This is a genomic window from Bacillus sp. FSL M7-0558, assembly GCF_038003245.1.
GTDB lineage: Bacteria > Bacillota > Bacilli > Bacillales > Bacillaceae > Bacillus > Bacillus pumilus.
This window is the reverse complement of record NZ_JBBOOU010000001.1, coordinates 2,733,247-2,745,138: the sequence shown is the minus strand read 5'-3', so window position 1 is coordinate 2,745,138 and position 11,892 is coordinate 2,733,247. Positions and strand designations below refer to the sequence as shown.

The window sequence follows — 11,892 nt, the reverse complement described above, 5'->3', positions numbered from 1 at the left end:
GGTATGATGTTTTACAAGAAGCAAGGACAGGATATGAGGGATTTCACATGCATGTATTTAAAGACTATTATCATAATACGGTCAAGCTCTCCTTTGAAGAGAAGCCTTTTTCAAGTCATCCAAAGCATGTTTGGGCTATCTGCCGTTACCAGGGGAAATGGCTGCTCACTGAACATGAGGATCGGGGCTATGAGTTTCCAGGAGGGAAAGTTGAGCCAAATGAAGAAGCAGACCAAGCCGCTATACGTGAGATTCAAGAAGAGACGGGTGCTGTTGTTCGTGAATTAACGTATATTGGTCAGTATCAGGTGCTAGGCAGAGAAAAGGTCATCGTAAAAAATATTTATTTCGCTGATATTGAAAGGCTAGTGAAGCAAGACACGTATTTTGAAACGAAAGGACCTGTTCTTTTCGCAGACTTGCCAAGATCCATCGCAAAAAATAAGAATTTCAGTTTTATTATGAAAGATGATGTGTTAAGACAAAGTCTTGCTTATTTAGAAAAGAACGGTTTGATTCGTTAAAAAAAGCGCAGGGAGATCTCCCTGTGCTTTTTATTTTTGGAGAAAACGGCGTTCGAGCCATTCCACAAGCTGGTACATGATGGTCGCAAACACAGCAATAATGAAAAGACTTAAGAACACGAGTGTAAAGTTGAAGACTTGAAAGCCGTAAATGATCATGTAGCCGAGCCCTTTTGAGGATACAAGAAATTCCCCTACAATGACCCCAACCCAAGAAAGACCAACATTCACTTTGATGGCAGAAATCATCGTTGGAATACTAGCTGGCAAAATGACCTCACGAAAGACGACGCTTTTTTTTGCGCCAAAGGTTTTCATCACCTTTAAATAATTCTCATCGACCTCTTGAAAGGCAGTGTAAATGACGATCGTCGTAATGATCACACTAATGATCGCACCCATGGCGACGATGCTGATCATACCAGGTCCAAGGGCAACAATTAAAATGGGGGCGAGGGCAACTTTCGGCATGGCATTTAAAATGACTAAATAAGGATCAAGAACGTTTGCTAATCGGGTGGACCACCATAAGGCGGCAGCGAGCAAAATGCCGCAAAAGGTACCAAGTAGAAAACCGAGCACCGTTTCAAATAATGTAATACTCATATGATTCATTAGAGAACCATCTTGAATTTTTTGCACAAACAATTGGCAGACCGCAGAGGGTGAACTGAAAATAAGCGGATCAATGAACCTGAAATGACTGGCAAGCTCCCAAAGCGAAAAGAAGCTGGCGAATATGATGAGCTGATAGATACGTGTGATCCGTTTTTCCATTCGGTATTTTTTGCGATAGGCTTCATGTAAAAGGTCACTGTGTTTCAACTGTTTTCAGCTCCTTCCAAATCGTTTGAAAGAGCTCTTGGAAATGCGGGGTCTGTCTCGCTTCAAAAGGAGAGAGAGCCCTTATGTCGTCTGGAACGGTAAAGATTCGCTGGATAGAGCCTGGATGCTTTGAGAATAAGAAAATGCGGTCACTCATCGCAATGGCTTCGCCAATGTCATGTGTCACAAGAACCGCTGTTTTTTGATAGTCTTTTAATGTGTGAAAGACGAGATCTTCTAATGTGAGTTTGGTTTGGTAGTCTAGCGCTGAAAATGGCTCATCTAGTAAAAGCAGACCGGGATCAACTGCAAGCGTTCGGGCGAGAGCCGCACGCTGCCTCATTCCGCCAGACAGCTCCTTCGGATATTTTTCCTCTACTTCAGGCAGTCCAAACTTTGGCAGTAAATCAAGGGCAGCTGAGACGGACTCATGTGAATCTTGTTTCGCAATTTTTAACCCGAGAATGACATTTTCCTTGATGGTCTTCCAAGGAAACAAATAATCTTGCTGGAGCATATAGCCGATTTGATGCTCCTGTTGATTTGGTTCTTTTCCTTCGATTAAAATTCGACCTTCAGAGGGCGGCGTAATTCCTGCGATGATAGACAGCAAGGTGGTTTTTCCGCAGCCGCTGGGACCAATAAATGAGATGAATTCACCTTGGTCTATCTCCATATTGATGTGCTGTATAGCTGTTGTTTTTTCTTTTAAAGAGAAGTACGTATGGGTCACATGGTCAATTTGAAGGAAAGACATGTGCTACCTCCTATTCTATTTGTGATCTGTGACCTTCTTTGCAATGGATGAATCGACAAGTTGTTTGTACGGAATAAATTCCGGCAATTCACCGCTCTCCTTCATGATTTCCTGCAATTTGTTCCATTCTTCTTCATTTAGAAGGGGATCTGTTGCATAGGAATCTTGCTGTTTGTAGCGTTTGATGGCAGTTGATAAGACATCAAGGTCTGTATCAGGAAAATGAGCTTGAATGGCCTTTGCAATCTCCTCAGGCTGCTTGGCTTCTACCCATTTCTGCGCTTTGTAAATGGCTCGGGTGAAGGCTTCAGCGGTCTCTTTGTTTTCCTCTAAGTAACTCTTCTTTGCCATGAAGGTGGTATATGGCACCTTGCCAGAAGCTTCTCCAAAGGAGGCGGTAATGTACCCTTTACCTTCTTTTTCGAGTAAGGAAGCGGTCGGTTCGAATAACTGTACAAAATCGCCAGTTCCAGAGGAGAACGCACCTGAAATGTTGGCAAAATCAATATTTTGAATCATACGAAGATCCTTTTTTACATCAATGCCTTCTTTTTTCAAGACATATTCACCGACCATTTGCGGCATGCCGCCTTTCCGCTGTCCTAAGAAATCTTTACCTTTTAATTGATCCCAAGAGAATTGGTTTACTTTCTCCCTTGAAACAAGAAATGTGCCGTCTGTTTGCGTCAGCTGTGCAAAGTTTATGACAGAATCCTTTGTGTCTTGAGCCTCTACATAGATAGAGGATTCAGACCCGGTCAGTGCGATATCAGCACCGCCTGATAAGAGAGCTGTCATCGTTTTATCGCCGCCCCAAGTGGTTTTTAGTTCAACCTCCAGGCCTTCTTCTTTGAAGAAATCCTCTGATAAGGCGACATATAGCGGAGCATAAAAGACCGAATGGGTCACCTCGGCTACTTGTACGGTCTGCTCCTGTTCTTTTTTACAGGCGACAAATGGAATAAAGAGCAGGACGACGACGATGAATGCCAGTCTGACTTTGATGGAACGATTCAAGAGTAATTCGCCTCCTTTGTTCTAGATCACTATTAAAGTATGTGAAAAGGGATTTTTGGTGAGTGCCTAGATGAAAATAAGAAGCGCATTGTTTATTTATAGAACGCGTCTTTTTTTCTATACTAGAGGCATGAAGGCTTTCTTGAATTTGGCAGAAATAAAGGAGCGGTTTCGTGTATAGATTGAGTTTGGTATTTATTGGATGGTATTTAGTAGGTCTGATCTTAATGGTCTTTTTTGAAGTGCCAGCATGGCTTCAGTTTGCAAACGGAATCTTTCTTGTGCTGTATGCTTGCTGCGTCATAGAGATTGGGCGACAGATTTATGGCTCATGGGGATTTGTCATCAAAAGGGCAGTCATTGTCGGGGTGCTTACATTTACGGTGGAGTGGGTAGGGATCACAACGGGGTTCCCATTTGGGGCCTATGACTATTATCCGACGCTAGGTTTTCTAGTGGCGGGGGTGCCGTTAACCATTGCATTTGCTTGGGTTGGCGTGTTTTTAAACAGCCTTTTTTTATCCAATCAGCAGTCAAAGTGGAGACGAGCCGTCGAAACGGGGATATGGATTGTGTTGCTTGACCTCATATTAGATCCAGTAGCAGCTGAGCGGAAGTTTTGGGTGTGGTATGACGGCGGTGGGTTTTATGGTATTCCTTTTGAGAATTTTGTGAGCTGGGGTATGATTGGAGCAGGACTTTCATTTCTTTTCCCGCTTGTCTCAATTGATCAAAAGGCACTCAGCTGGACGAGTCGTATTTATCAGGCGATGGTGTTCTTTTTTGGTCTTTTGGCATTAAAGGGTGGACTCGATGTCATTTTTTATTTAGCACTGATCATTGTCATTTTGTGTGAAGGAAGGGTTCGATTTGAAAGAAAGCGACAAAAGCCGATCGTTTAGACGTCTATTTTCACTTTATCTAGAGCGATATTTGCTCCATAAGCATTTCCGCTGTGTGATGATGAAAGGCTCGGTGGACCCGAAGGAAAACCTGCCTGTTCTTTATCTCGCCAATCATAGCTCATGGTGGGATGGACTGATCATTTTTCTTTTAACAGAAAAAGCGTCTGAACTTGATCACTACATGATGATGGAAGAGAAGCAGCTGAAGCAATATGCTTTTTTCCGTAAGCTTGGGGCGTTTCCGGTTCATAAAGAGAACCTGAGAAGCGTGAAACAAGCTTTAATGACAGCAAAAGAGAACATGCAGGACGGCGGAGCGGTATGGCTTTTTCCACAGGGGAAAATTATGCATCAGGATGTGCGGCCGCTTGAACTGGAAGGCGGGGCTTCTTTTTTAGTGAGGCAATTTGAGCAAGTCGTGGTGAAGCCTGTAACCTTGCAGTATACATTTAATCAATATCAAAAGCCGATAGTTTCTGTTGTGTTCGGTGATGATGCCATCGTATCTGGAAGCTCCCTGCGAAGCAAGGATATGACGCGTATGCTTGGCGATCTGCTTGAAACGCAGTTAAACAGGCATCAAGCACAGGTCATTGCGGATCCTGATTTTTCAATAAACGAAGAATTTAAACAGATCACAAGGACAAGTCAGTCAACAAGTGATGCGTTTGATTCTTTTAAAAAGTGGGTGAGAACATGGCGCTCTTCTTAACCGTAATCAGTGTGCTGCTGCTTTGCCAGTTTCTATTCACCATATGGAATATGAAGCAGTTTCCCGTGTTAAAGCCCGCTTCCTTTTCATCAGATGAACCCATTTCGTTATCGATACTGATTCCGGCTAGAAATGAGGAGAAACGGATAGAAGCCTGTCTTCAGTCGATCGTTAATCAGCGTCTTTATCCGAAAGAGGTGATTGTACTTGATGATCATTCGACCGATCAGACAAGAGCGATTGTGGAGCGCTTCTCACAAACATATCCATGGATTCGTGTGCAGTCAGGTCAGGTATTAAAGCCAGGATGGCTAGGAAAATCATACGCCTGTTCTCAGCTCGCTGAGGTGGCGGCTTCTGATTGGCTGCTTTTTTTAGATGCGGATGTCCGGTTGAAACGGGGAGCAATTGAAGCTGTGTACGAGCAGTTATGCGCGCAAAAAACGGGCATGCTGTCAGGCTTCCCCGAACAAAAAACAGGTACATTCTTTGAGCATCTTGTCGTTCCCATGATGATGTTTACGATTGGCTGTCATCTGCCTGTGAAGTGGGTTAGAAAATCAAAGAATCCGGCTTTTGCCGCCGCGCATGGAGGCTTTATTGCCATTGAAAAGAGTTGCTATCACAATATCGGCGGGCATGAAGCGATTAAGGATTCGCTAGTGGATGATATGGCATTGGCTAGACGGGTGAAGGAACAAGGCTTACCGTTCACACTAGCAAGCATTCATTCATTTGTGTATATGAGAATGTATGAGAGTGGACAAGAGGTTTGGAAAGGCTACCGGAAAAATTTGTTTCCAGGTGTGAATCGAAGCATTGCTTTGTTAAGCAGTGTCTTTTGTTTATACACCCTGCTTTATTTGGCTCCTGTCATTTGCTTGATGATGGCTTTGCTGCAGCTGAATGTGCTCAGTATATGCTTAGCCATTCTTTGCTACGGACTGGGTGTGTCGATCAAAGCGGCAATTGATATTGAGAACGGAAGAACATCTGCAATGGCCTTTTTATTACCGATCAGCATTTTAAGTCTGATCGCCATTGGCCTTGCTTCTATGAAAATCGGGCTGAAAAAAGAAGGGTATGAATGGAAAGGGAGAAGGTACGAATGAAAAAAGTGATCATCATCGGCGGCGGTCTTGGCGGATTATCAGCAGCGATCCGCTTACAGTCACGCGGAGTTCAGGTCACCATATTAGAAAAAGAAGCGGCTTTAGGCGGGAAATTGCAGCGTCATCAGGGGGCTGGCTACTCTTTTGATCTAGGACCGAGTACCATTACAATGAAGTCATACTTTGAGGAAGTATTTGCTTCCTGTCATAGACGGATGGAGGATTACGTCACATTTTATCCGATTTCTCCTCTGACCAAAAATGTTTTTTCAGATGGACATACGGTCGAATTTACGCCGAATATTGAGCAGATGGAATCACAAATTGCAGCATTCAGTCCTGAAGATGCGAAGCAATACCGTGCATTTTTACAGGAATCAAAGATGCTTTTTCAAAAGGCTGAGGATCAGTTTTTAAATCGTTTGTTATTGACGTGGAAGGATAAGGCGGATGTAAAGCTCGTGAAAGCCCTTCTCTCTGTCAAACCGTTTACAACCGTTCAACGCTTGCTGCGTCAATATTTCCGTCATCCGCATACATTGGCGATGTTTGGACGGTATGCTACATACATCGGCTCTTCTCCCTATGAGGCTCCGGCTATTTTTAATATGATGGCGTATTTAGAAGGGGAGAAAGGGATATATGGCATAAAGGGCGGTACATATCGTTTAGTTGAAGCATTTGAGACTTTGGCAAAGGAATTAGGCGTACAGATTCACCTGAATGAACAAGTCAACAAGATTCATGTGAAGGACCGGCGAATCAAAGGAGTAGAAACGGCTCACCAGATGTATGAAGCAGATCAAGTCATTGCCGGAGCGGACGCGCTGACTGTCTACCGCCATCTGATTGATGAAAAAGACCGCCCAAGCTTTTTAAATCAAAAGCTTACTGCCATTGAACCGTCACTATCTGGCTTTGTTCTCTTATTAGGTGTACCTAAAGTCTATGAACAGCTGTCCCATCACAATGTGTTTTTCCCAGAGAATTATGAGCAAGAATTCAAGGATATTTTTCAGAAAAAACAACTGCCTCAGGATCCAACGCTTTACATCTGTTATTCAGGTCATTCAGAACCAGCTTTAAGCGGAGGACCGGGAAGAAGCAACTTGTTTGTACTGGCGAATGCGCCTTATGTGACAAATGAGCACGATTGGGACATGCTAAAGGAGACATACCCGCAGCATATGAAAACAAAATTAAAGAAAAAGGGTCTCTTTGATCTGGATAAGGTGGCCGAATATGAAGCGGTTCAAACTCCGCTTGATCTGCAGCAGAAAACGGGCGCATATCATGGAGCCATTTATGGTATGTCTTCCAACTCGTTCAAGCAGGCGTTCTTCCGCATCAATAATCAGTCAAAGGACATTGAAGGGCTATGGTTTGTTGGAGGAACGAGTCATCCAGGCGGCGGCACGCCGATGGTGACTAAATCAGGCCAGCTCGTTGCAGAAGCGATCATCAAGCATTTGACGTAAGAACAGATGAAAAGGAGAGAAATCAAGTGATTGTGGAAAAAAGAAGGTTTCCGTCCCCCCATCCGCATATTCACTTATTTACAGTGACCTATGAGGCAGATGGACTTCGGATCAAAGGGCTGCTCGCAGAACCGGCCGGAGAAGGTTTCTATGACGGCTTTTTGTATTTAAGAGGCGGCATAAAAAATGTGGGAATGGTCAGACCAGGCCGGATTGTGCAATTTGCCGCGCAGGGATTTGTTGTATTTGCGCCCTTTTACCGAGGAAATCAGGGAGGCGAAGGGAACGAAGACTTTGCCGGAGAGGACCGGAAAGATGCTTTTGCTGCCTTTCAATTGTTAAAGCATCATAAAAAGGTGAAGCAGGAGCGTATTCATATCTTTGGTTTTTCGCGCGGAGGTATTATGGGCATTTGGACCGCTGTTGAAATGAAACAGGAGGCCGCTTCCTTTGTGACATGGGGAGGCGTCAGTGATATGAAGCTCACCTATGAAGAGCGTGTGGATATGAGAAGGATGATGAAACGTGTGATTGGCGGTCCCCCGCACAAAGTGCCAGAGGCCTATGAGGATAGAACGCCTTTAAATGATGTAGACAAAATTGAAGCGCCTGTTCTCATCATCCACGGAGAAGAGGATCAGAATGTATCCATTGAGCATGCGTATTTATTAGAAGATGCGCTGCGCCAGCACGGAAAGTCAGTGGAGACTTGGTATTTCCATGGATACAACCATTATTTTCCGCCGCAGCATAATCGGGAAATTGTCAGAAGGCTGACGACGTGGATGCACAGCCGGAAAAGCGGAAATGTGGTAAAATAAGCAGTATAACGAATTTTAGAAAGTAGGGGGATTTTCAATATGGGAATGCCTGTTGAATTTAATACAATGATTGTCACGAAGGGAAAAGAGACAAGAATTGAAGAGAATGTATTTGAACTCATGAAGGAAGGGTACCGCATTTATCCATTAAATATTCCGCTTGAGGTGCGTAAAACGAAAGACGGAGAAAAAACAGGGACAGCACACGTTGAAAAGCTAGAGCTTACAGACAATGTGACAAAGGTCACTTACCGTCTCGTCTCATTACATTCAACGAACTAACAAAAAAAGCTGAGGGAATGATTCCCCTCAGCTTTTGTCATTTGATTATACGAGTGGTCCGCCTTTGGCTTCAATGTCACTTGCTGCGTGGCTGAATTTTTGGAAGTTCTTTTTAAATTCATTGGCAAGGAAGTGTGCTTTTTCTTGATAAGCCTCTTGGTCATCCCATGTTTTAGAAGGTTGAAGCACTTCATCTGGAACGCCAGGAATATGAAGCGGGATGTGTAATCCAAAGATGTCATCAGTGATCATTTCGGCGTTGTCGAGGTCGCCTTCGATCGCTGCTTGCACCATTGCTCTTGTATGCGCTAGGTTCATACGTTTGCCTGTACCATAGCCTCCGCCAGTCCAACCTGTATTCACAAGGAATACTTTTGCGCCGTGCTCATCAATTTTCTTGCCAAGCATTTCAGCATAGACGTGAGCTGGAAGCGGCAAGAATGGTGAACCGAAGCAAGTAGAGAATGTCGTTTCTGGTGATGTGACACCGCGCTCAGTTCCTGCTAATTTACTTGTGTAACCGCTCAAGAAATGGTACATCGCCTGTTCTTTTGTTAAACGGCTGATTGGAGGTAAAACGCCAAATGCATCAGCTGTTAAGAAGACAATGGCAGATGGGTGTCCTGCGATACTTGGCGTCACGATGTTATCAATCATTTCGATTGGGTAAGCAGCGCGTGTGTTTTCAGTAAAGAACGTGTCATCATAATCCGCTTCACGTGTTTCTTCATCAAGCACAACATTTTCAAGAACTGATCCGAAGCTGATGGCTTTGTAGATTTGCGGTTCTTTTTCTTCGCTTAAGTTCACACATTTCGCATAGCATCCGCCCTCAATATTGAAGACTCCTGAGCCAGACCAGCCGTGTTCATCGTCACCGATCAGCTTGCGGCTTGCGCTTGCAGAAAGCGTAGTTTTCCCTGTACCTGAAAGGCCGAAGAATAGTGCGACATCGCCTTCTTGACCGACGTTTGCTGAGCAGTGCATGGATAAAATATCTTGCTCAGGAAGCAGGTAGTTCATGACAGAGAAGATGGACTTTTTCATCTCTCCTGCATACTCTGTTCCACCGATCAGAATGGTACGTTTTTCAAAAGAAACGATAATAAACGTTTCAGAGTTTGTGCCATCTGTTTCAGGATCTGCTTTAAAATGCGGTGCAGATAAGATGGTAAACGGTTTTTCGTTTGAAGAAGGTGTTGATCCGTCAGGTCTGATGAATAGCTGCTTTGCAAAGAGATTGTGCCATGCAAATTCGTTTACCACTGTAATTGGCATACGGTATCTTTCATCTGCACCGGCAAATCCTTCAAAGACGAATAGTTCATCACGTTCTTTTAAGTATGACACAACCTTTGTATATAAACGGTCAAATGCTTCTTTAGAAATCGGCTGGTTGACTTGACCCCAATCAATTTTATGTTCAGAGCTTTCTTCTTTCACGATAAATTTATCTTTAGGCGAACGTCCTGTGTAGGCACCCGTTGTAGCACGGACAGCTCCTGTTGATGTTAAAACGCCTTCATCACGTGCCAAAATCTTTTCAACAAGTTTCGGAACAGATAAATTTTGGTGCGTATTTTCTAATGAGAGCAATGACTGCAAATCTTCTTTTAAATCCACTGAGTTCATAAAAAAACCCTTCCTTTACCGTTGAATTTGTTTTGTTTCGATTAGTATAACACATTCGTAATAATAGTCTATACTATTTAAATATTTTTGTGTGTGTTTTTTCATTTCTGCTATGAAAATATGCTTTTTGGTGATGCTAATAACGTGGTGAAAAAAAGGGAAGATAATTCTGATGAAGCATTGACATGATGCAAGTATTTAAGATAAGATATCTTATTGAACGGATACTCTTATCCCGAGTTGGTGGAGGGACAGGCCCGATGAAGCCCAGCAACCGGTTTCTTATGAAAAGGCATGAATATGCTGAGAAACCAAGGTGCTAACCTGATGCAAGGTACAAGAACACCTTGAGCGATAAGAGTGAAAGGCATGCGATCTCAGACCCTTTCCTCGCAATGAAGGAAATGGTTTTTTTATTTTTGGGATATCATATGAACAAATTGCCAATAACATCTCTAATAGAAACGTTTTCAAATATAAGAGGGAACGAGTTCCGTATCATATTGGAGACCTCATCTTGGGATGATGTGGTCTTGTACAGGAGGAAATAGCCATTATGAGTCAAAATCGTCGTTTATTTACTTCAGAATCAGTGACGGAAGGACATCCGGATAAAATCTGTGATCAAATTTCAGACAGCATTTTGGATGAAATTTTAAAGAAAGATCCAAATGCACGTGTTGCCTGTGAAACTTCTGTTACAACGGGTCTCGTATTAGTAAGCGGAGAAATTACAACGTCTACTTATGTCGATATTCCAAAGACGGTGCGTGACACGATTAAGGAAATTGGCTACACGCGTGCGAAATATGGTTTTGATGCGGAAACATGTGCAGTGCTCACATCTATTGATGAACAGTCTGCTGATATTGCGCAAGGTGTAGACAAAGCGCTTGAAGCACGTGAAGGCACAATGACTGAAGAAGAACTTGATGCGATTGGTGCAGGTGACCAAGGATTGATGTTTGGTTTTGCCAACAACGAAACCGAAGAACTTATGCCGCTGCCGATTTCACTAGCGCATAAATTATCTCTCCGTTTAACTGAAGTACGCAAGGATCAAACACTTGCTTATCTACGTCCAGATGGAAAAACACAAGTAACAGTAGAATATGATGACCAAAATAAACCTGTTCGTATTGATACAGTGGTTATTTCAACGCAGCATGCACCAGAAGTAACGCTTGAACAAATTCAAAGCGACTTAAAAGAGCATGTCATCCGCCCTGTCGTTCCAAGTGAACTAATTGATGAACAGACAAAATACTTTATTAACCCAACTGGCCGTTTCGTGATCGGTGGACCTCAAGGGGATGCTGGTTTAACTGGACGTAAAATCATCGTTGATACGTATGGCGGATACGCTCGTCATGGCGGCGGTGCTTTCTCTGGGAAGGACGCAACAAAGGTTGACCGTTCTGCGGCATACGCTGCTCGTTACGTAGCGAAAAACATCGTAGCTGCTGGCCTTGCAGATTCTTGTGAAGTACAGCTTGCTTATGCAATTGGTGTTGCACAGCCTGTATCGATTTCAATTGATACTTTCGGAACAGGAAAAGCTTCTGAAGAAAAATTAATTGAAGTGGTTCGTGCGAACTTCGATCTTCGTCCAGCTGGCATTATTAAAATGCTTGACCTGCGTCGTCCGATCTACAAACAAACAGCTGCATACGGACATTTCGGCCGTCATGATTTAGATCTTCCGTGGGAAAAAACGGATAAAGCCGATACGCTTCGCAAGGAAGCATTAGGACAATAACAACATATAAAACCGCTTATTTTAAGCGGTTTTCCTTTTGATTAAAAAAAATTCTACAAAAAGCGAAA

General features: G+C 43.4%; 12 protein-coding genes and 1 riboswitch. Of the genes, 8 read left to right on the top strand and 4 right to left on the bottom strand.

The annotated features are described in order from the left end of the window. Nucleotides 1-47 precede the first annotated feature (47 nt). Nucleotides 48-524: an RNA deprotection pyrophosphohydrolase gene (ytkD, locus tag MHB79_RS13835; RefSeq protein ID WP_034665337.1), complete on the top strand. Its 477-nt coding sequence runs from the start codon at nt 48-50 to the stop codon at nt 522-524. A 30-nt stretch (nt 525-554) separates the two neighbouring features. Here the strand turns inward: ytkD and MHB79_RS13830 are convergent, their stop codons facing one another. The 3 genes from MHB79_RS13830 to MHB79_RS13820 are packed head-to-tail and all read right to left on the bottom strand — an operon-like array spanning nt 555 to nt 3,123. Next, nucleotides 555-1,301: an ABC transporter permease gene (locus tag MHB79_RS13830; protein ID WP_371475125.1), complete on the bottom strand. Its 747-nt coding sequence runs from the start codon at nt 1,299-1,301 to the stop codon at nt 555-557. Between the two features lie 34 nt (nt 1,302-1,335). Beyond that, on the bottom strand, nt 1,336-2,106 hold the full coding sequence (locus tag MHB79_RS13825; RefSeq protein WP_340989996.1) for an ABC transporter ATP-binding protein: 771 nt from the start codon (nt 2,104-2,106) through the stop codon (nt 1,336-1,338). A 15-nt stretch (nt 2,107-2,121) separates the two neighbouring features. Beyond that, complete coding sequence (locus MHB79_RS13820) at nt 2,122-3,123, bottom strand: ABC transporter substrate-binding protein (RefSeq protein ID WP_003217688.1); 1,002 nt, start codon at nt 3,121-3,123, stop codon at nt 2,122-2,124. Nucleotides 3,124-3,296: 173 nt separating this feature from the next. Here MHB79_RS13820 and MHB79_RS13815 point away from each other — a divergent pair, with 173 nt between their 5' ends. Genes MHB79_RS13815 through MHB79_RS13790 form a run of 6 tightly spaced genes read left to right on the top strand, consistent with a single transcriptional unit; the run spans nt 3,297 to nt 8,433 of the window. Beyond that, a complete protein-coding gene (locus tag MHB79_RS13815) occupies nt 3,297-4,025 on the top strand; it encodes a carotenoid biosynthesis protein (RefSeq protein WP_340989994.1) in 729 nt (242 codons plus the stop codon). Next, entirely contained in the window at nt 3,994-4,740 is a 747-nt protein-coding gene (locus tag MHB79_RS13810) for a lysophospholipid acyltransferase family protein (protein WP_106035200.1), read from the top strand. Before MHB79_RS13815 ends, MHB79_RS13810 begins: the two co-directional genes overlap by 32 nt. After that, complete coding sequence (locus tag MHB79_RS13805) at nt 4,725-5,852, top strand: glycosyltransferase (RefSeq protein ID WP_340989993.1); 1,128 nt, start codon at nt 4,725-4,727, stop codon at nt 5,850-5,852. Before MHB79_RS13810 ends, MHB79_RS13805 begins: the two co-directional genes overlap by 16 nt. Next, a complete protein-coding gene (locus tag MHB79_RS13800; protein ID WP_340989992.1) occupies nt 5,849-7,330 on the top strand; it encodes a phytoene desaturase family protein in 1,482 nt (493 codons plus the stop codon). Before MHB79_RS13805 ends, MHB79_RS13800 begins: the two co-directional genes overlap by 4 nt. Nucleotides 7,331-7,356: 26 nt before the next feature. Then, nucleotides 7,357-8,151 (top strand): alpha/beta hydrolase family protein, encoded by a 795-nt coding sequence (locus MHB79_RS13795; RefSeq protein ID WP_137055392.1) that lies wholly within the window; start codon nt 7,357-7,359, stop codon nt 8,149-8,151. A 39-nt stretch (nt 8,152-8,190) separates the two neighbouring features. Continuing rightward, nucleotides 8,191-8,433, top strand: a complete 243-nt coding sequence (locus tag MHB79_RS13790) for a DUF2584 domain-containing protein (protein WP_003217584.1) — start codon at nt 8,191-8,193, stop codon at nt 8,431-8,433. Nucleotides 8,434-8,478: 45 nt separating this feature from the next. On the opposite strand, the gene pckA is transcribed toward MHB79_RS13790, so the two are convergent. Continuing rightward, nucleotides 8,479-10,065 (bottom strand): phosphoenolpyruvate carboxykinase (ATP), encoded by a 1,587-nt coding sequence (gene pckA / locus MHB79_RS13785; protein WP_003217554.1) that lies wholly within the window; start codon nt 10,063-10,065, stop codon nt 8,479-8,481. A 227-nt stretch (nt 10,066-10,292) separates the two neighbouring features. Continuing rightward, nucleotides 10,293-10,426, top strand: a riboswitch (SAM riboswitch). A gap of 195 nt (nt 10,427-10,621) precedes the next feature. Here pckA and metK point away from each other — a divergent pair. Beyond that, the gene (gene metK, locus MHB79_RS13780; RefSeq protein WP_050943510.1) at nt 10,622-11,824 is read left to right on the top strand and encodes a methionine adenosyltransferase; all 1,203 of its coding nucleotides are present in this window, start codon (nt 10,622-10,624) and stop codon (nt 11,822-11,824) included. Nucleotides 11,825-11,892: the final 68 nt, after the last annotated feature.